The 19,624-nt window shown below is 40.4% G+C and carries 15 protein-coding genes, 2 tRNA genes and 2 rRNA genes; 16 read left to right on the forward strand and 3 right to left on the reverse strand.

Annotated elements, in window-relative coordinates:
• The first annotated feature begins 34 nt into the window (after positions 1 to 34).
• The 4 genes from ACE1MS_RS00600 to rrf all read left to right on the forward strand — a co-directional run bounded on the left by ACE1MS_RS00600 (position 35) and on the right by rrf (position 3,644).
• Positions 35 to 111 (forward strand) — tRNA-Ile (locus ACE1MS_RS00600).
• Positions 112 to 123: 12 nt separating this feature from the next.
• Positions 124 to 199: transfer RNA gene (locus tag ACE1MS_RS00605), tRNA-Ala, on the forward strand.
• Positions 200 to 412: 213 nt separating this feature from the next.
• Positions 413 to 3,342, forward strand: a 23S ribosomal RNA gene (locus ACE1MS_RS00610).
• A gap of 186 nt (positions 3,343 to 3,528) precedes the next feature.
• Positions 3,529 to 3,644 (forward strand): 5S ribosomal RNA (rrf, locus tag ACE1MS_RS00615).
• Positions 3,645 to 3,734: 90 nt separating this feature from the next.
• Here the strand turns inward: rrf and ACE1MS_RS00620 are convergent.
• Positions 3,735 to 4,406 (reverse strand): LytTR family DNA-binding domain-containing protein, encoded by a 672-nt coding sequence (locus tag ACE1MS_RS00620; RefSeq protein WP_036160581.1) that lies wholly within the window; start codon positions 4,404 to 4,406, stop codon positions 3,735 to 3,737.
• 214 nt (positions 4,407 to 4,620) lie between these two features.
• Here ACE1MS_RS00620 and aceA point away from each other — a divergent pair, with 214 nt between their 5' ends.
• Both aceA and aceB read left to right on the forward strand, forming a co-directional pair.
• Positions 4,621 to 5,904 (forward strand): isocitrate lyase, encoded by a 1,284-nt coding sequence (gene aceA, locus ACE1MS_RS00625; protein ID WP_036217981.1) that lies wholly within the window; start codon positions 4,621 to 4,623, stop codon positions 5,902 to 5,904.
• 103 nt (positions 5,905 to 6,007) lie between these two features.
• Entirely contained in the window at positions 6,008 to 7,606 is a 1,599-nt protein-coding gene (gene aceB / locus ACE1MS_RS00630; protein ID WP_289450044.1) for a malate synthase A, read from the forward strand.
• A 226-nt stretch (positions 7,607 to 7,832) separates the two neighbouring features.
• Here aceB and ACE1MS_RS00635 read toward each other — a convergent pair whose 3' ends face one another.
• The gene (locus ACE1MS_RS00635) at positions 7,833 to 8,501 is read right to left on the reverse strand and encodes an O-methyltransferase (RefSeq protein ID WP_012292406.1); all 669 of its coding nucleotides are present in this window, start codon (positions 8,499 to 8,501) and stop codon (positions 7,833 to 7,835) included.
• A 127-nt stretch (positions 8,502 to 8,628) separates the two neighbouring features.
• Here ACE1MS_RS00635 and ACE1MS_RS00640 point away from each other — a divergent pair, with 127 nt between their 5' ends.
• The 6 genes from ACE1MS_RS00640 (at position 8,629) to ACE1MS_RS00665 (ending at position 13,679) form a co-directional block, all read left to right on the forward strand.
• On the forward strand, positions 8,629 to 9,519 hold the full coding sequence (locus tag ACE1MS_RS00640) for a LysR family transcriptional regulator (RefSeq protein WP_031418047.1): 891 nt from the start codon (positions 8,629 to 8,631) through the stop codon (positions 9,517 to 9,519).
• A 73-nt stretch (positions 9,520 to 9,592) separates the two neighbouring features.
• Positions 9,593 to 9,988, forward strand: a complete 396-nt coding sequence (locus tag ACE1MS_RS00645; RefSeq protein ID WP_012292408.1) for a GntR family transcriptional regulator — start codon at positions 9,593 to 9,595, stop codon at positions 9,986 to 9,988.
• Between the two features lie 3 nt (positions 9,989 to 9,991).
• Positions 9,992 to 11,086 (forward strand): DUF1648 domain-containing protein, encoded by a 1,095-nt coding sequence (locus tag ACE1MS_RS00650; RefSeq protein WP_031418049.1) that lies wholly within the window; start codon positions 9,992 to 9,994, stop codon positions 11,084 to 11,086.
• Between the two features lie 73 nt (positions 11,087 to 11,159).
• Complete coding sequence (locus ACE1MS_RS00655) at positions 11,160 to 11,831, forward strand: response regulator transcription factor (protein WP_012292410.1); 672 nt, start codon at positions 11,160 to 11,162, stop codon at positions 11,829 to 11,831.
• Positions 11,828 to 13,201 (forward strand): HAMP domain-containing sensor histidine kinase, encoded by a 1,374-nt coding sequence (locus ACE1MS_RS00660; protein ID WP_031418051.1) that lies wholly within the window; start codon positions 11,828 to 11,830, stop codon positions 13,199 to 13,201. The genes ACE1MS_RS00655 and ACE1MS_RS00660 overlap by 4 nt, the downstream gene beginning before the upstream one ends.
• A 73-nt stretch (positions 13,202 to 13,274) precedes the next feature.
• Positions 13,275 to 13,679 carry a hypothetical protein gene (locus ACE1MS_RS00665; protein ID WP_012292412.1) on the forward strand — a complete coding sequence of 135 codons (405 nt, stop codon included), beginning with the start codon at positions 13,275 to 13,277 and terminating at the stop codon, positions 13,677 to 13,679.
• 52 nt (positions 13,680 to 13,731) lie between these two features.
• Here the strand turns inward: ACE1MS_RS00665 and ACE1MS_RS00670 are convergent, their stop codons facing one another.
• The gene (locus ACE1MS_RS00670; RefSeq protein WP_231112976.1) at positions 13,732 to 15,651 is read right to left on the reverse strand and encodes an SEL1-like repeat protein; all 1,920 of its coding nucleotides are present in this window, start codon (positions 15,649 to 15,651) and stop codon (positions 13,732 to 13,734) included.
• A 166-nt stretch (positions 15,652 to 15,817) separates the two neighbouring features.
• Here ACE1MS_RS00670 and ACE1MS_RS00675 point away from each other — a divergent pair, with 166 nt between their 5' ends.
• The 4 genes from ACE1MS_RS00675 to ACE1MS_RS00690 all read left to right on the forward strand — a co-directional run bounded on the left by ACE1MS_RS00675 (position 15,818) and on the right by ACE1MS_RS00690 (position 19,619).
• Positions 15,818 to 16,531, forward strand: coding sequence for a glycosyltransferase family 2 protein (locus ACE1MS_RS00675; protein WP_036166515.1), 714 nt, complete (start codon positions 15,818 to 15,820; stop codon positions 16,529 to 16,531).
• Between the two features lie 85 nt (positions 16,532 to 16,616).
• A complete protein-coding gene (locus ACE1MS_RS00680; RefSeq protein WP_004233098.1) occupies positions 16,617 to 16,877 on the forward strand; it encodes a metal-sensitive transcriptional regulator in 261 nt (86 codons plus the stop codon).
• 217 nt (positions 16,878 to 17,094) lie between these two features.
• Entirely contained in the window at positions 17,095 to 18,234 is a 1,140-nt protein-coding gene (locus ACE1MS_RS00685; RefSeq protein ID WP_036160584.1) for a transglutaminase domain-containing protein, read from the forward strand.
• Positions 18,235 to 18,314: 80 nt separating this feature from the next.
• Complete coding sequence (locus ACE1MS_RS00690; protein ID WP_230584522.1) at positions 18,315 to 19,619, forward strand: transglutaminase domain-containing protein; 1,305 nt, start codon at positions 18,315 to 18,317, stop codon at positions 19,617 to 19,619.
• Positions 19,620 to 19,624 lie beyond the last annotated feature (5 nt).

A 19,624-nucleotide genomic window follows, 5' to 3' on the forward strand; every position in this document is an offset into this window, starting at 1 on the left:
TTGAAGGTTTATTAATCATATAAAACTTCCAAGAGGGCCTATAGCTCAGCTGGTTAGAGCGCACGCCTGATAAGCGTGAGGTCGATGGTTCGAGTCCATTTAGGCCCACCATATATACCTCTTGGGGCCTTAGCTCAGCTGGGAGAGCGCCTGCCTTGCACGCAGGAGGTCAGCGGTTCGATCCCGCTAGGCTCCACCAAACTTGTTCTTTGAAAACTGGATAAAACGACATTGAAATTGTAACAAACACATTTATTTTTTTAAGTTTTTTATAGGCTTAATAACATGATAAGGTTTTCAGACACGAGCAGTTCTAGGAAGCAATCGAGTAAATGAAGGAGCGTACTTCAGTACGTGACTGATTGAACGAGTGAGGCTGACAACGAAATGTGAAGTGTATGGAAAGCTGATAGGTTAAGTTATTAAGGGCGCACGGCGAATGCCTTGGCACTAGGAGCCGAAGAAGGACGGCACTAACACCGATATGCTTCGGGGAGCTGTAAGTGAGCTTTGATCCGGAGATTTCCGAATGGGGGAACCCACTACGTTTAATCGCGTAGTATCTTGACGTGAATACATAGCGTCTTGAAGGCAGACCCAGGGAACTGAAACATCTAAGTACCTGGAGGAAGAGAAAGAAAAATCGATTCCCTGAGTAGCGGCGAGCGAAACGGGAAGAGCCCAAACCAAGAGGCTTGCCTCTTGGGGTTGTAGGACACTCAATACGGAGTTACAAAAGAACGAGTTAGATGAAGCGACTTGGAAAGGTCCGCCAGAGCAGGTAAAAGCCCTGTAGTCGAAAGTTCGTTCTCTCCTGAGTGGATCCTGAGTACGGCGGAACACGTGAAATTCCGTCGGAATCCGGGAGGACCATCTCCCAAGGCTAAATACTACCTAGTGACCGATAGTGAACCAGTACCGTGAGGGAAAGGTGAAAAGCACCCCGGAAGGGGAGTGAAAGAGATCCTGAAACCGTGTGCCTACAAGTAGTTAGAGCCCGTTAATGGGTGATAGCGTGCCTTTTGTAGAATGAACCGGCGAGTTACGATTACGTGCGAGGTTAAGCTTTAGAAGGCGGAGCCGCAGCGAAAGCGAGTCTGAATAGGGCGAAATAGTACGTGGTCGTAGACCCGAAACCAGGTGATCTACCCATGTCCAGGGTGAAGGTAAGGTAACACTTACTGGAGGCCCGAACCCACGCACGTTGAAAAGTGCGGGGATGAGGTGTGGGTAGCGGAGAAATTCCAATCGAACTTGGAGATAGCTGGTTCTCCCCGAAATAGCTTTAGGGCTAGCCTCGTGATGAGAATACTGGAGGTAGAGCACTGTTTCGGCTAGGGGGCCATCCCGGCTTACCGAATTCAGACAAACTCCGAATGCCAGATATTTATACACGGGAGTCAGACTGCGAGTGATAAGATCCGTCGTCAAGAGGGAAACAACCCAGACCGCCAGCTAAGGTCCCAAAGTCATGGTTAAGTGGGAAACGATGTGGGAAGGCACAGACAGCCAGGATGTTGGCTTAGAAGCAGCCATCATTTAAAGAAAGCGTAATAGCTCACTGGTCGAGTCGGCCTGCGCGGAAGATGTAACGGGGCTAAACCATGCACCGAAGCTGTGGATTGACATCTACGATGTCAGTGGTAGGAGAGCGTTCTAAGTGCGTTGAAGTCAGACCGGAAGGACTGGTGGAGCGCTTAGAAGTGAGAATGCCGGTATGAGTAGCGAAAGACGGGTGAGAATCCTGTCCACCGTATGACTAAGGTTTCCTGAGGAAGGCTCGTCCGCTCAGGGTTAGTCGGGACCTAAGGCGAGGCCGAAAGGCGTAGTCGATGGGAAACAGGTTAATATTCCTGTACCACCTCCTCACCGTTTGAGAAATGGGGGGACGCAGTAGGATAGGGTAAGCGCGCTGTTGGTTATGCGCGTCCAAGCAGTAAGGCGTGTGTGTAGGCAAATCCGCACACTGTAACGTTGAGCTGTGATGGCGAGTCCGTATGGACGAAGTTCCTGATTTCACACTGCCAAGAAAAGCCTCTATCGAGGTGAGAGGTGCCCGTACCGCAAACCGACACAGGTAGTCGAGGAGAGAATCCTAAGGTGTGCGAGAGAACTCGGGTGAAGGAACTAGGCAAAATGGTGCCGTAACTTCGGGAGAAGGGGTGCTCTTGAGCGTGCAAGCGCATGAGAGCCGCAGTGAATAGGCCCAGGCGACTGTTTAGCAAAAACACAGGTCTCTGCAAAACCGTAAGGTGACGTATAGGGGCTGACGCCTGCCCGGTGCCGGAAGGTTAATTGATGGGGTTAGCGGCAACGCGAAGCTCTTGATCGAAGCCCCGGTAAACGGCGGCCGTAACTATAACGGTCCTAAGGTAGCGAAATTCCTTGTCGGGTAAGTTCCGACCTGCACGAATGGCGTAATGATGGCCAGGCTGTCTCCACCCGAGACTCAGTGAAATTGAACTCGCTGTGAAGATGCAGTGTACCCGCGGCAAGACGGAAAGACCCCGTGAACCTTTACTATAGCTTGATATTGAATTTTGGTACAACTTGTACAGGATAGGTAGGAGCCAGAGATCTCGGAGCGCCAGCTTCGAAGGAGGCGTCGGTGGGATACTACCCTGGTTGTATTGAAATTCTAACCCATGCCCCTTAGCGGGGCAGGAGACAGTGTCTGGTGGGTAGTTTGACTGGGGCGGTCTCCTCCCAAAGAGTAACGGAGGCGCCCAAAGGTTCCCTCAGAATGGTTGGAAATCATTCGTAGAGTGTAAAGGCACAAGGGAGCTTGACTGCGAGACCTACAAGTCGAGCAGGGTCGAAAGACGGGCTTAGTGATCCGGTGGTTCTGCATGGAAGGGCCATCGCTCAACGGATAAAAGCTACCCCGGGGATAACAGGCTTATCTCCCCCAAGAGTCCACATCGACGGGGAGGTTTGGCACCTCGATGTCGGCTCATCACATCCTGGGGCTGAAGTAGGTCCCAAGGGTATGGCTGTTCGCCATTTAAAGTGGTACGCGAGCTGGGTTTAGAACGTCGTGAGACAGTTCGGTCCCTATCTGCCGTGGGCGTAGGAAATTTGAGAGGAGCTGTCCTTAGTACGAGAGGACCGGGATGGACACACCGCTGGTGTACCAGTTGTCTTGCCAAAGGCATCGCTGGGTAGCTATGTGTGGACGGGATAAGTGCTGAAAGCATCTAAGCATGAAGCCCCCCTCAAGATGAGATTTCCCATTACGCAAGTAAGTAAGATCCCTCAAAGACGATGAGGTAGATAGGTTCGAGGTGGAAGTGTGGTGACACATGGAGCTGACGAATACTAATCGATCGAGGACTTAACCAAAAAGTTTGAAGCATTCAATGAACCGTTTATCCAGTTTTGAAAGAATAATTTCTTTTATAAAGGGTTTCAAGATACGAGTAGTTCGAGGAAGCAATGGAGAGAGGGAAGGAGCGTACTCAAGTACGTGACTGACTGAACGACAGAAGCTGACGAAGAAATGCGATGTATATTGAAAGCCGAACATAGTCTAGTGATGATGGCAAAGAGGTCACACCCGTTCCCATACCGAACACGGAAGTTAAGCTCTTTAGCGCCGATGGTAGTTGGGGGCTTCCCCCTGTGAGAGTAGGACGTCGCTAGGCACTAGAAAGACCAGAGAATCTTTTCTCTGGTCTTTTTTCGTTTTCAACAAAAAAATTAAAGCTGTCTCTTGAGTAAGACAGCTAATATATTTAAAACTCAAGCGCACTTCTCAGGTTATTAATATACGATTGACTCACTGGTAACTCACTACCATCCATTAATGTAATAATAAAGTTTGATGTCAAATCACGCGCCATTTTTTTTATAAAATAAATATTTACGATATAGGATCTATGAATACGAATAAAGTATGATGGCAATCTTATTTGAAGTTCTTTAAGGGTGATGTTTGTTTTAAATTGTTCACGCTCTACATAAAACCATGTCTTTTTTTGAAGACTTTCAATATGAGATACTTTATTAATGGCTACAGGATTCCATTCTTCATCTTGTTTTCCTGTTATAAACTCAAATGCTTCTGTCTTTTTAGTAGTGAAAGTAGATGGCAGTATGACTACTAGAGCAGCTGGTTCATCCTGAATGAGTATCGGATAGCCGATACCGTAAAAGGGTGTATCGCATGACAAATTATCTAAAATTGTTTCTGTTTTTTTCTGTGTGCGCAAGACTTGATCAGCAATACTTCCAGGTAACACTTGTTGACCCACCTCTAAATGGACACTATGATGCCTAGGATGAATAAAGATATAAGAATTATCGACAGCAATTGCAACGGATGAATCAGTAGGAATCCAGTCTCTTAACATTGTAATATATTGTTCTAAAATATCTTTTGTGCAAGAATTTAACTCATTGCTCATTGTGAATTTCCCCCTTGTTTGTAAATAATCATCCAAATTTCGTCGCGGAAAAGAATAGCTTTATCATGGAAATTTGGTCTTTTATCAAAAAATAATGAAAATTCAAATACTCTGTTATATATTAATTTACAACAAATAAACCTGTTATGGAACAGTTATTTAAAAGTTTTTTAACAGAGTATATTGTACACAAAGGGGAAGGTGGAATTTCAATATGTCAACTCGTCAAGAAAGAATCCAAGCTTTAGAAAAACAATGGGCTGAAAACCCTCGCTGGGCTGGTATTGAACGCACATATTCGGCTGAAGAGGTTGTTAAACTACAAGGTACTGTAGTAATTGAACAAACTTTGGCAAGAAAAGGTGCCACTCGACTATGGAATTCATTACATGAGGAACCGTTTATTAATGCACTGGGTGCATTAACAGGTAATCAGGCAGTACAGCAAGTTAAAGCTGGACTCAAAGCTATCTATCTATCGGGCTGGCAAGTAGCTGCGGATGCAAACCTTTCGGGTCAAATGTATCCAGATCAATCACTATACCCAGCCAATTCTGTACCAGCAGTAGTTAAACGAATAAATCAAGCACTTCAACGAGCAGATCAAATTGATCATGCTGAAGGACGTGTCGATCAATTTGACTGGTTTGCTCCAATTGTAGCAGATGCAGAGGCAGGTTTCGGAGGACCTCTTAATGTATTTGAGCTTGTTAAAGGCATGGTGGAAGCAGGGGCAGCTGGTGTTCACCTTGAAGATCAGTTAGCTTCAGAGAAGAAATGTGGTCATCTAGGCGGTAAAGTTTTACTTCCAACACAAAACGCTGTACGTAATTTAGTAGCTGCGAGATTAGCAGCTGACGTTATGGGTGTTGATACAATTCTAATCGCTCGTACAGATGCTGATGCTGCAGATATGGTTACTTCAGATATCGACCCACGTGATGCAGAGTTTATTACTGGTGAACGTACTCCTGAAGGTTTTTTCCGTACAAAGGCAGGCATCAAACAAGCAATTGCTCGTGGCTTAGCTTACGCACCATACGCTGATTTAATTTGGTGTGAAACTTCTAAACCATCACTTGAGGAAGCTCGTGAATTTGCAGAAGCTATTCATGCGGAATTCCCAGGTAAAATGCTTGCATACAACTGCTCACCTTCATTTAACTGGAAAGCAAATCTTTCAGAAGAGGAAATTGCAGAGTATCAGCGTGAGCTTGGTAAGCTAGGTTATAAATTCCAGTTTGTTACTTTAGCAGGATTCCATGCATTAAACCACTCTATGTTTGAGTTGGCACATGATTATAAAGATAATGGTATGGCTGCATATTCTAAGCTACAGCAAGCTGAGTTTGCTTCCGAATCTAAAGGCTATACAGCGACACGCCATCAACGCGAGGTAGGTACTGGATACTTTGATGAAATTTCTCAAGTTATTTCAGGTGGTACATCTTCAACAACGGCAATGGCTGGATCGACAGAAACTGAACAGTTCGTATAAAAAATGCGTGTCTTCCTAAATTCATAATCATAGAGTCGTCTCCTCCGCTCCTCCTAAAGCGGAGGAAGACAAAACTAAAATCGCAAAGGTGGGTAAACAACTAATGAAACAAGCAACGACAGGTAAGCTTAAAATTGTTGGAGAACAAAATGAGCAAACAAATGAAATTTTAACACCTGAAGCTCTTGAGTTTGTTCTTGCCCTGCACGAGAAATTTGATGCTCGCCGTAAAGAGTTATTGAATGCTCGGCAGAAACGCCAAAAGCGTCTAGATGCGGGAGAGAAACTAGATTTCTTACCTGAAACAAAGCATATTCGTGAAGGAGATTGGTCAATTGCACCTCTTCCACAAGATTTGCAGGATCGGCGTGTTGAAATTACAGGGCCGGTTGACCGTAAAATGGTTATTAATGCTTTAAACTCTGGAGCAAAGATGTTTATGGCTTGCTTTGAGGATGCTTCTTCTCCAACATGGGAAAATATGATTGGTGGTCAAATTAATATGCGTGATGCTATTAATAAGACGATTGAATTTACACAAGCATCCAATGGTAAAACGTATAAGCTAAATGCTGAAACAGCCGTGTTACTAGTTCGTCCTCGAGGCTTACATCTGCTTGAAAAGCACGTACTTGTTCAAGGTGAACCGATTTCCGGAAGTTTCTTCGACTTTGGTTTGTATCTATTCCATAATGCTAAAAATGCACTGGCAAAAGGAACAGGACCTTATTTCTATCTACCGAAGCTTGAAAGCCATTTAGAAGCTCGATTATGGAACGATGTCTTTGTATTTGCGCAAGATTATATTGGCATTCCACAAGGTACTATAAAAGCAACTGTATTAATCGAAACTATATTAGCGGCATTTGAAATGGATGAGATTTTATATGAGCTACGTGAACATTCGGCTGGCCTGAATTGTGGACGTTGGGACTATATTTTCAGTTACATTAAACGCCTTCGTAATCAAGCTGATGTCATTTTACCAGACCGAGGTCAAGTTACAATGACCGTTCCATTCATGAAGGCTTATACATCTTTATGTATTCAAACTTGTCATAAGCGTAATGCACCAGCAATGGGTGGAATGGCTGCACAAATTCCGGTTAAAAATGATGATGAGGCGAATGCATTGGCATTTGCAAAGGTTGCTGAAGATAAGAGACGTGAAGCAACAGAAGGTCATGATGGTACTTGGGTAGCACATCCAGGTATGGTGGCAACAGCAATGGAGCAATTTGATGCCATTATGCCGACACCTAACCAAATTCATAAAAAGCGAGAGGATGTACACGTTACTGCGGAAGATTTAGTAGCTGTACCAGAGGGCACGATTACCCTTGAAGGGCTTCGTGTTAACTGTAGTGTTGGTGTACAATATATTGCTTCATGGCTTCGTGGTAATGGTGCTGCACCCATTAACAATTTAATGGAGGATGCTGCAACAGCAGAAATTTCTCGTACACAAGTGTGGCAATGGATTCGACATCCAAAAGGTATTTTAGATGATGGACGCGGTATTACTTTAGCGTTTGTCCTTGAAATTCTGGAAGAAGAGCTTACGAAAATTAAAGAGGCTGTTGGGGAACAAGCCTATAACTGCGGTCGCTTTGACGAAGCTGCTGAACTGTTTAAATCTTTAATTGCGCAAGATGAATTCGCGGAATTCTTGACACTTCCAGGCTATGAAAAATTAGCGTAAATGTAAATCTACTAAAGCACATTCAGCTTTCCTATTAATAAAATGTGACGGGGTCTGTTCCCCCGTTACTAAAGAGATGAGCACTATTGTATTAAAGGGGTCTACTTATAAAAGTAAGTAATTTATAGGAAAAAGATGTCTTACAAGCTTAGATGGGGAGCTTAAAAGACATCTTTTTTAATTAATCCGCGTAACTGTTTTTCAAGCTACGCGGATTTTGCTTATATCAGTCGACTATGGCTAGGACAAAGCCATCATAGCCCTTGACGCCAACCGTTTGTATAGCTGTTGCTTCAATACGGGGCTCCAATTTTAGCAGATCTATAAATTGCTGTACGCCTCTAACACGTTCATCCTCACTATTTATATCTGTGACAGCTCCATTCCGCACTACATTGTCTGCAATAATAATAGCACCTGAATTCGCTAGCTTTAATGCCCACTTCAAATACTCAGGATTATTGGGCTTATCTGCATCAATAAAAATGACATCAAAAAATTGCCCTCTTTTTTTCAAATCTGGCAACGTATCCAATGCATGACCAACGATAATTTCAACCTTTTCCTCTAAGCCTGCATGTCGAATATTTTGCCGAGCAACAGAGGCATAGTCTTCATTTATTTCTAAAGTCACCACTTTCCCTTCTTTTGAGAGAGCTTGTGCTAAGCAGATACTGCTATAGCCACCAAGTGTGCCAATCTCTAATACATTAACGGCTCCTTTCAATTTTGTGAGTAAATACAAAAATCTCCCTTGAGTGGGGGATACATCAATTTCAGGTATACCGGCAGCTTTATTAGCTAGTAGTGCAGCATTAAGACAGCTGTTTTCTGGTAGTAGCTTATTGGTAAAATAATTATCTACATTATGCCAACTATTCAACTCTGTCATCATTGAGCCCTCATTTCTATATCGTTTAAAAGTGCAAGCTTGCATATAGAGTTTATGATAAAGTGAATCATAAAAAAAATATATTATAATTATTTATATATAACTAAATGTTATGGAAAGGGGTTAAATGATGAATATTCATGGCTTAAAATTGTTTTATCATGTTGCTACTACTGGTAGTTTCACAAAAGCGGCTGAATTATTATGTATTAGCCAGCCTGCTGTTTCGAGCCAAATTAAACGATTTGAGCATGAAATAGGTGTACAACTTTTTAAGCAGCAGGGGCGAGGGGTCGTACTTACGGAGTTTGGCAAAGCTCTAGCAGAGAAAGCTCAACATTTTATGGCCCTCGAACAGCATATAAAATCATTTGTAGAAGATTACCGCCTAGCAAAAGCGGGGGATTTACATATAGTAGCTACTTACCTACCAGCTAATTTTTTAATTCCCAAATGGGCGGCTGCATTTAAGGCTATGAATGAACATGTAAATTTAATGATTACAACAACGAATACCAAGGATGCCTTCGAGCAGCTTATACACTATAAAGCTGACATTGCCATATATGGTGGAGGAATTTCTGAGAGGCCTAAAGAAATATGGTGGGAGGAGATATACGAAGATGAATTATGGTTTGTAGTGTCGCCCCATCATAGGTATGCTCATCAAACCATTACATTAATTGAAATGTTTCAGGAGCCATTTATTATGAGAGAGAAAGGGAGTTCGATGAGGGAGCATCTTTTTTCCTTATGTCAAACGTACCAAGTAGAGCCCCCTAAAATTGCATTACAATTTAATGGGATTAATGAAACAATACGTTCCGTTATAGCAGGATATGGTGCGAACTTTATTTCCTCTCTTGCAGTTAGGGAATATGTGGAGAGTGGTCAATTGGCAAGAGTTATTATTAAAGATATACATCCAGTTAAACATAAAATTTCCATTTGTACGAGGAAGAATGAAAAGCAAAATTTACTGGTGCAAAATTTTATCGAGACGATTAAGCGCTCACTATAAATAATTTGTACTTCATGTACATTTAATAAATATTTGTTATACTAAGCATATAACAAATATGGAGCTGATAAACATGTTTATTCAAATAGAGACGCAATCGGAAGTTCCCATCTATGAACAAGTGACACGTCAAATCATTGAAGGGATAGCAAGAGGTGATATGAAGCAAGGGGAGACCTTACCATCTGTTCGGAGTTTAGCTGCTGACTTAGGTGTTAATATGCATACTGTTAATAAAAGCTATCATGAATTAGAGGCTAAAGGAATAATAGTTATACGCGCGAAATCGGGGGCCATTATACGTTCAACGGAGGAGAGGGCTTTGACGCCTGAGCAGCTACGACAAATTGAAAAGAATTTAAAGCCTGTTGTGGCAGAAGGTATGGTGCTCGGCGCAACAGTAGAACAAATTGAGCACATGATGAAAAAGGTGTTCGCAGACTTGCATATTCCAGCAGAGGGAGTGTAGCAAATGCTACTTGGTGTTTTTATATCTATATACATCATGACATTAGTTTTACAAATGATCGTTCCTTTTATCGTACGTGATACCATTGTTTTCGGTGTCACTGTGCCCGATCAAAACATTAAGCACCCTGCTCTAGCTAATTTGAAAAAACGTTATGCTCAAATAGTCGGAGGCACAGGTATTGTGTTTTTAATCGTTATGATTATTAGCTACAACTTATTTACCTCTGAATCCGTTCGAGGTATATTTTTACTCGGGTGTTTATGGAGCATGCTTACAGTGAGTATGGGGCTATACTGGGTATATCATCAAAAGATATCAGTCCTAAAAAGGCAGGAGCAGTGGGGCGTTAATATTAAACAAGTGCGTGCAGTCGATCTCACAGCAAGAAGCCGTGATGAGATGCTTCCTTGGTCATTCTTTGCTGTGCCTTTAGTGATATCAGGATTTTTAATTATTTATACAATCCTTCATTACGATAAAATGCCAGCTAATATAGCCGTACATTGGGGACCAAGTGGAGAAGCAGATGCGTGGAGAAACAAGACGTATTTAACAGCCATTTCTTTGCCCCTTATTATGCTAATGATACAATTCATGATGTGGGGCATTATTGATTCAATAAAACGTTCTGCCATCAAAATAGCGGTAAATCGCAAGGAGGAATCGCTGGAGGATCAGCTAAAGACTCGAAAATATATAAGTTGGCAAATTTTATTGGTAAGCTATGCTATAACAGTGTTATTAACGGTGTTGCAACTTAGTAATATCTATCCTGCTATGACTGTAGGCTATAAGCTACTACCGCTATTTATTTTATTTTTAGCTGTTGTGCTTGGTTCACTCTTAATTTATGTGGTGAAAAAGCGCAAATATAGAGTTCGGTACGAAAAAAATAGTGATTCACAGGTCATGGATGTGGATGAAGATCGTTATTGGAAGGGCGGTTTAATTTATATGAATCGACAAGATCCTTCAGTTTTTGTAGAGAAACGATTTGGGGTAGGTTGGACGATGAACCTTGCCAATCCAAGAGGATATATTGTCATTGGATTACCCTTTCTCTTATTACTGTTGATTTGTATATTTTCGTTATAAAATAATAGGGATCTATGATAAAAAATTCGTTCCAAGTGAGCGGGTTTTTTTCATATTGACTGGAGGTAAGTAGATGAGAATTCTTGTTGTCGATGACGATGTACATATTTTACAGCTAGTAAATATTTATTTAACAAGAGAAGGCTATCAAGTATTACGTGCAGAAAATGCCCAGCAAGCACTAGCATTACTTAACGGGAATTTACCCGATTTAGCAGTTGTAGATGTGATGATGCCAGGAATGGATGGATTCACACTAACCGAAACGTTAACACAAGATTACGATATCCCTGTTTTATTATTAACAGCAAAGGGTGAGCTTGAAGATAAAGAGCGAGGTTTTTTAGCTGGCTCAGATGATTATGTTGTGAAGCCCTTTGAGCCAAAGGAATTATTGTTTCGTATAGCAGCTATATTACGTAGAATGGATAAGAAAAATCAAATCACCATCCAAGTTGGCCAATTAGTCATTGATCGTCGTAGCTTCGAGGTTATTATTGGAGAAGAGACTCTTATCCTACCTTTAAAGGAATTTGAATTACTGGCCTTATTGGCATCACGACCTAATCAAGTATTTACAAGGAGCTATATCATGGAGCAAGTATGGGGCTATGATTATGATGGAGACGAACAAACATTGAATACGCATGTGAAGCGGGTTCGAGAGAGATTAAATCGTTTTGATACGGCTGTGGAAATCATCACGGTACGAGGCGTTGGCTATAAGCTAGAGGCAACGTCATGAAAACTTTATACAGTAAATTTGTAATGACAACATTGCTAGTGATGATTGGGAGCTTGTGTATTGGTTTTTTAGCGACGAATACCTATTATCATCAAGTTGTAAAAGAAAAAAATGATACAAAAAACGTTATTATCGCACAGGGGATTGCGCAATATATTGAGACTGCGAAGCCAGAGGACTTAAATAGTTATTTCATGACACTTGGCGAAATTGGTTATCAAATATATGTAACAACTGGAGAACAAGGAAACTTCTTTGGTGGAGAATATCGTGATAAGACATTATCAGAATCGGTTGTAGAGCATGTTCTAAACGGTGAAGTCTACCATGGTATGCGAGATTTCCCAAAAGAAACTTTTATGACAGGCTTTTTTGCTAATGAGTTGGTTAATACAATCGGTGTGCCATTTACGTATGAAAATAAGTCCTATGCATTGTTCATAAGACCAGATATTCGCTTATTGTTTTCGGAGGTGCATACATTGCTTGGTGGATTAATGCTTGCGATGATAGTACTGAGTTTACTGGCTATGCTGCTATTTGCGAAGGCATTAATTCGTCCCATTACAAAGCTAACAGCGGCGACTCGACAGCTTGCACATGAAAAGTTTGATACCGTTTTAGACATTGATCGTAATGATGAATTAGGCCAATTGGCTACTAGTTTTAATATAATGACAGAAAAATTACAGGAAAATGATCGCGTGCGTAAGGAGTTTATAAGTAATGTATCGCATGATTTTCAATCCCCTTTATTAAATATTCAAGGATATGTTGACTTACTAAAAAATCCTTTACTGAAGGAGAGGGAACGACAGGAGTATGCAGCCATTATCGAATTAGAAACTAAACGCTTATCAACTTTAACGAAGCAATTATTGTTATTAACATCGCTTGACCAATCGACACGAATTGTCAAACGTGAGCGCTACCGATTAGATGAACAGTTAAAGGAAAGCGTACGAAAATATCGCTGGCAAATGGAAGAGGCTCAGCTCCAAATCACATACAAACTGGAGCAGGTTATTTTTAATGGGGATGCAGGGCTTCTACAAAATGTCTGGGACAACTTGCTGACAAATGCGATTAAGTACAATATCCAGGGAGGTCAAATACATCTATATTTACAGCAAAAACCTGCTTCGCTTGAAATCCTTGTTGAGGATAAGGGAATAGGTATGACTGCAGCTCAATTAGCAAAAGTCTATGACCGTTTTTATCGAGCAGACACTTCTAGAACGAAGCAAGGGACTGGATTGGGGTTAGCGATAGTTAAACAAATCGTAGAGCTACATGGAGGTACTGTGCATATAGAAAGTACAGTCAATGCGGGGACAAAGGTTTATATAGATCTCCCCATTTTGTCATAAGGAGTTCATGTAAAGTTCATGTTCTCCCGATAAACTGCTACTTAGTTGAAACAAACTAAGGGGGAGTTTTCTTATGGAACAGAAGTGGAGCATACGCCTTATTCGATTGGCAGCCATTTTTGCTTTAATCGGGACCTATTTAGGCTCACATATGTCTGGTTCAGGTAGCTACGAATATAGACCGATACATGCCCATATTTTACTTGTTGGTTGGCTGAGTATGTTTGCGTGGGGTATTTTTTATCGAGCTTTTAAAGTCAAATCACAAAAATTAGTGAATATACATGGTTGGACAGCTATTCTTGGCGTTTTTGGCTTAACATTAGGGATGTGGTTTTACAATATCAATCCATTTCATTTTGGCAGCACATTTACTTTAGTGTTCTTTATTGTAGGTGGAACTACATTATTGATTAGCTTTGCTTTGTTCATTGTAGTAACATTTATGATTAAACAACAAGAGGATTTAAAAAATTAAAAAAACCTACCGTGTTACATAAGCTAGTCGTGACGCGGTAGGTTTTTTATGTTTATTGGATATCTTGCAGCGATTTTTTCAGCCATTTTGTAGCTTCTTGATAATCTTGGGCAACACCTTGTCCTTTTTTATAGAGCAGACCGAGTTGGAATTGTGCCTTTTGGTGCCCCTGATTAGCAGCTAATCTATAGAGTTGGGCAGCTTTAGCAAAGTCCTTTGGGACGCCTTGCCCATGAATGTGCATTTGTGCTAATTGGTACTGTGCCTTTATATGCTCTTGTGCCGCAGCTTGCTCAATCCATTTGGCAGCTTCTGTGTAATCCTGTGTAACACCCTTGCCTTTATCAAATAAATTACCAAGCTGATATTGGGCACCAGCATGCCCCTGAATAGCAGCTAAGCGATAGCATCTGCGTGCCTCTTCAAGATCTATAGAAACCCCTAATCCTTGCTCATATACTAGGCCTAATTGATATTCAGCCTGAATATGCGACTGGTCAGTTGCCGCTCTCCACCATTGTACTGCCTCTGGATAGTTAACCGGAACACCATCTCCTGCAGTTAATAAAAGTCCTAGCTCATATTGAGCATCCACATAGCCCTTTTCAGCCGCAGCCTTCAGATAGGGTAGAGCTTTATCTGGTTGATGAAGTTGATAAACATATAGACGCCCAAGCTCGAAGCCAGCGCTAATATGTCCTTTTTCAGCAGCTAAGAGTAGCCATTTCTCAGCTAACACCATATCCTGTTCTTTTTCATAGAGAAGACCAAGGTAAAATTGTGCATGTAAGTGTCCTTTATGTGCTGCTAGCTTAAACCATTTTAAAGCCTCAAGGTGATCCATAGGTATTCCTTGGCCAGTGTTGTAGAGCATGGCAATTTGAAATTCTGCATTCATATGGTCTTGTAAAGCGGCCATATGAAACCATTTGGCTGCCTCTGTAAAGTTTTGAGGAATGCCACGACCTTTCAGATGCATATAGCCCAGATTATATTGAGCACTTGCATCTCCAGCTAAGGCAGCCATTTCAAAATAAGTGCTGGCCTCCACATAACTTTGTTCTACACCTGTACCATTATGATAAAGAAATCCTAAATTGTTTTGTGCACTGGTATTTCCTTGATCTGCGGCTAAGGTGTACCATTTGGCTGCCTCGAGGAAATTTTGCGACATGCCTAGCCCTTGATTATAAAGAACACCAAGATTGTACTGAGCATCTGCATTCCCTAAATCTGCAGCTATTTGGTAGTGATGGGCGGCTTCTGTATAATTTTGTTCTATACCTTGTCCTAGATGAAAGAGTACGCCGAGACTATAGTGTGCATTGGGATCGTTTTGATCTGCGGCTCGTTCATACCACATTTTCGCAAGCGCATAATCTTTTTTAACCCCTCGACCTTGGTTGTAAAGAGCCCCTAAATTATATTGGGCACTTGCATCTCCATTTTGTGCCGCAATTTCAAACCATTCAGCCGCATGCTTATAAGCATCTGGTGAGTGGTCTCGCTGATATAGGGTGTTATCCAACATCAAATCTTTCTCTTCTGCGACATTCGAATTAAAGCTACGATCATAGCGCTTTATAAACCATTCAACAATATCACTTGTATAATCGAGAACAATTTTAGCCGCCTTTGCCTCCACAAGTTCATTACTAGTATGGCTCGTCATTTTATATACGAGATTCATTAATAGGGAAATCCGTCGAGGATGAATATGAGCTGTAAAACTCCGATTATTTAACAGCATGCGAACATTTTTTAGTTTGGGCGTAGTATGCATTTCCAATTGATAAACCTCATATAAAATTTCCTCTACTACTAGAAGAGATTTCTGTAAAGAAACTTGAGGGTTTGAAATGGCGAAAAAACTAGCTTCCTGTAAATTTTTAGCTAATGCCGCGTACGACAACTGTCTTAACTTGTGACATTGTTCTTCAAGAATTCCGTAGTGTATGACGATAGTGCTCACCCTCTTTCGTGGTACTCTCTTTTTTCATATATCGGAGAAATATCGATATTATTGATATGTTTTCATGGGATTCATCAGTTGAATTGTTGCTGTTACATGATACTATTTGATATAAGGGAAATTCATAAATATGAAGAGCCTGACAGCCTATAGGTGGAGGATAGAAATGAAAAATATTGCAGCTATTATTCCAGCATATAATCCGCAACAATCACTCATTACCTATGTACATCAATTACTAGCAACGACCATTACACAAATTATTATTGTCAATGATGGAAGTGATCAGAAATATAAAGAGATTTTTGAAGATCTAAACAATATAGAAGGATGCCAAGTCCTTCAGCATCGAGACAATATTGGAAAAGGTGGTGCACTAAAAACAGCCTTTACATATATTCGAGAGCAAAAGAGAATATTTCATGGGGTACTCACAGTAGGGGCACATGGTCAGCATACATTACAAGATGTGAAGCTTGTTTTAACGATGACGAAGGTCTTTTCAGAGGGTATTGTGCTAGGCGTACGAAACTTCCATTCAGTAGATAGTACCTTTCTTTCATATTGGGGAAATCGTGCAACAAGCCTCTTTTTTGAACTGCTATATCACAGGAAATTAATGGATACTCAAACCGGTTTACGTTATATTTCGATGAATGAATTGCCGTGGCTAATGAAGGTGAAAGGTGAACGCTATGATTATGATACAAATATGCTAATTGCTGCACTTAAAAGAAAATGCCCTATTTTCGAGGTAGAGATTGGGCAGTTACGAATAAAAAAGAATTCCATTATTCAGTATGATGAAGTAACTAATGCAAGGTCCATTATAACGAGGATGCTTATGAATTATTTACGACCAAGAAACAATAATAATTAGCGTTTAAAATTAAAATAAAGAGCTAGGATAAAGTATAACAATTACTCAATAGAACGTAGCGAGTATAGAAAGAAGGAGCATATTTATGGAATATTCAGATCAAGTTAAAAATCGTGTAAAACGGATGGAAGGTCAGCTACGTGGTATTTTAAAGATGATGGAGGAGGAAAAAGACTGTAAGGCAGTAATTACGCAACTATCAGCCGTTCGCTCAGCTGTAGACCGAACAGTTGGTGTGATTGTTAGTACAAATTTATTGGAATGTGTGCAAAATGCTGAAGGAGATGGCGAAAAGATGAACGAGGCCATTCAGGAAGCGGTTAACTTAGTAGTGAAAAGTCGTTAATCATCGTAAAACTCACTGGAATGTAGTGAGTTTTATTTTTTTACAATTTAATAGTTATAATCGACGCCTATATTCTATTTTTAGGTAATTATTATTATAAGGTTAATCTTATTTTTATAGTTGAAGGTCTTAGTTGGGGAACTTGTCTCATAGCCTAGTAGTCACTTTCTTTGTTATGCTAATAATAACGATAGCGTAAAGGGAAGGTGATAGTGTTATGAAGAAATGGTTATTATGTGGCGCTACTTTACTCATGTTAAGCCCTAATGCTGCTTATGCACAGCAAAGGGAAACTACTTCCGTAATAAATCCTGTTATAGCAAATTCAACAGTAACAACCTGGGAGCAGTTTACAAAAGAACTAATAAAGAAAATTAATAGTTTTGAGACAGATATAAATATTACATATACTGGGCCGATGAGCGATTTCAAAAAAGAGATTATGGAAGCCTTAGATCAAGCTAAAAAGCAGACTGTATATGCAAGTGGACATATGGAAAGCATTAAAATTTCGGCAGATTCTGTAGGGAACGTATCCTATAAAATAAAGTATCTGACAAATCAAACACAAGAAGCAGCTGTACAAAAAAAGATTGGTCAAGTACTGAAAAATATTATAAAACCGTCTATGACTGAATTTGATAAAGTAAAAGCCATTAATGATTATATTGTATCGAATACTAGTTATGGGACTAAAACAAAAGCAAGCCCCCATAGTGCCTATGCATTGCTATTTGAAGGACAAGCTGTTTGCCAAGGTTATGCCTTAGCTGCACAGGCAATGTTATCACAGAGTGGAATTGAAACAAAATATGTGGTGGGATTTGTAAATGGAAATGAAGCCCATGCTTGGAACTTGGTAAAAGTAGATGGTAAATGGTATCATTTGGATACAACATGGAATGATCCACTACCAAATCGCATTGGTGCTGCATCATATGATTACTTTTTAGTGACGGATGAAGTGCTTAAGAAGGATCATTCTTGGATTCAGACAGATTATCCTGCTGCCTCAAGCACTAAATATAACTTTATGCAAAATGTTCATTTTGCGTATCCATTAAATAATGTCGTCTATTTTAGTAATACGGCTGATCACGATAAATTATATAAGCTAGAAATGGCAACTGGTAAAAAAACAAAAGTGTTGGATAAACGAGCGTTGTATATTACTGGAATGGGCCAAAATCTATATTACAGTGATTATAGTAACAGCGGTTATTTAACAAAGCTAAATCTGAAAACATTAAAGGCTGAAGTATTGGTTAAACAGCCAGTAACGAATCTAAAGATTAGTGACAATTATTTAATCTATAACATGAATGCTAAAGAGCATAAACTTAAATTAAATCAATAACAATTATTAACAGGCATAAAAGGACTTTGAACGGGTTCTTTGTGCTTGTTTTTGTATATAATGAAAGAAGAAGGTTGGAGGTGAGGAGTTTGTGGAAGAAATTAGCTATTATTGTGATAATCATTATTTTCATTGACCCCATTTATACGGCTGGTAAAGCAGTTGTCCGGCAGGTGGCGGACTGGACAAATAATGATGAAATAGAAACAATGCTTCTTTCAACAAAGGACAAAATCGTTGATGTTACTGCTAGACTTTCAGACAATGCCTCAATAGAAACGGCCATACCTATAGAAGACATGCATGATATGGAGGTAGCACCTACTGCTCAAGCAATTCAGAAGCCAGAGACGAAGTTAGTTGTGACAAACGTTAAGGAAATGACTGATGCAATGTATGCGTATTATAGTAGTTTCTCACCGAAATTTGAAATTCAATATAAAGGGAATACACAACGAATTGAACAAATTGTAGAAGAGGCCTATAACAATGCAATCGAACGAGATGATTATGTGTATGGCCATATTAGTAAACATTCAATTCGTTTTGAATATGGAAGAAACCAGGCAACAATATTTGGGGAGCAAAGCTATTTAATGACGCCAGAACAAGCTGCCTACGTCGAGATGAATGTCCAAGAGATCATCGCCAAAATCAGTAATAAATCTATGTCAGACGTAGAAAAGGTACGAGCTGTTAATGACTACATTGTGGCGAATACGGCCTATACCGATCAAACGAATTCTAGTCCCCATAGTGCCTATACTGTTCTTGCAGAGCAGGGAGGGGTTTGTCAGGGCTATGCATTACTTGCTCACTCCATGTTACAAAAGCTTGGGATTGAGACTAAATATATTGTAGGATATGTAGGTCAAGAAGGACATGCGTGGAATTTAGTGAAGTTAGGTGGTCAATGGTATCACCTCGATACGACCTGGAATGATCCAGTCCCAGATCGTAAGGGTGCGATTCGTTACCAATACTTTTTAGTGGATGACCGCACAATGGCAAAAGATCACTCATGGATTGCTGAAGATTATCCAAAAGCAACGAGCACACTTTATAGCTACTATCATGATATAGACTTCCCAGCACAGGTTGACGATCAATTATATTTTAGCAACATCTCTGATGACAATAAGCTATATGTGCTTGATATGAAGACAGGTAAGACGAAACGAGTAACAAATTCACGTGTACAATACGTCGTTTATGCAGATGGATGGCTCTATTATAGTAATTATTCCCGAGGCGCTTATTTAACAAAGATTCGTCCAGATGGTAGCGGGGAACAGCCCCTAAACCGCGAAGAGACAAAGGATTTATTTGTGAAAGATGGCTATCTTTATTTCACAACGAATGAGTTAAAGAAAATGGCCCTATAAATGGG

This window comes from Lysinibacillus sp. fkY74-1 (assembly GCF_053165895.1).

Excerpts from the sequence above, each read along its gene's own strand:
- ACE1MS_RS00620 (WP_036160581.1), bottom strand. The coding sequence starts at position 4,406 with ATGAGCAATGAGTTAAATTCTTGCACAAAAGATATTTTAGAACAATAT.
- aceA (WP_036217981.1), top strand. The coding sequence starts at position 4,621 with ATGTCAACTCGTCAAGAAAGAATCCAAGCTTTAGAAAAACAATGGGCT.
- aceB (WP_289450044.1), top strand. The coding sequence starts at position 6,008 with ATGAAACAAGCAACGACAGGTAAGCTTAAAATTGTTGGAGAACAAAAT.
- ACE1MS_RS00635 (WP_012292406.1), bottom strand. The coding sequence starts at position 8,501 with ATGATGACAGAGTTGAATAGTTGGCATAATGTAGATAATTATTTTACC.
- ACE1MS_RS00640 (WP_031418047.1), top strand. The coding sequence starts at position 8,629 with ATGAATATTCATGGCTTAAAATTGTTTTATCATGTTGCTACTACTGGT.
- ACE1MS_RS00645 (WP_012292408.1), top strand. The coding sequence starts at position 9,593 with ATGTTTATTCAAATAGAGACGCAATCGGAAGTTCCCATCTATGAACAA.
- ACE1MS_RS00650 (WP_031418049.1), top strand. The coding sequence starts at position 9,992 with ATGCTACTTGGTGTTTTTATATCTATATACATCATGACATTAGTTTTA.
- ACE1MS_RS00655 (WP_012292410.1), top strand. The coding sequence starts at position 11,160 with ATGAGAATTCTTGTTGTCGATGACGATGTACATATTTTACAGCTAGTA.
- ACE1MS_RS00660 (WP_031418051.1), top strand. The coding sequence starts at position 11,828 with ATGAAAACTTTATACAGTAAATTTGTAATGACAACATTGCTAGTGATG.
- ACE1MS_RS00665 (WP_012292412.1), top strand. The coding sequence starts at position 13,275 with ATGGAACAGAAGTGGAGCATACGCCTTATTCGATTGGCAGCCATTTTT.
- ACE1MS_RS00675 (WP_036166515.1), top strand. The coding sequence starts at position 15,818 with ATGAAAAATATTGCAGCTATTATTCCAGCATATAATCCGCAACAATCA.
- ACE1MS_RS00680 (WP_004233098.1), top strand. The coding sequence starts at position 16,617 with ATGGAATATTCAGATCAAGTTAAAAATCGTGTAAAACGGATGGAAGGT.
- ACE1MS_RS00685 (WP_036160584.1), top strand. The coding sequence starts at position 17,095 with ATGAAGAAATGGTTATTATGTGGCGCTACTTTACTCATGTTAAGCCCT.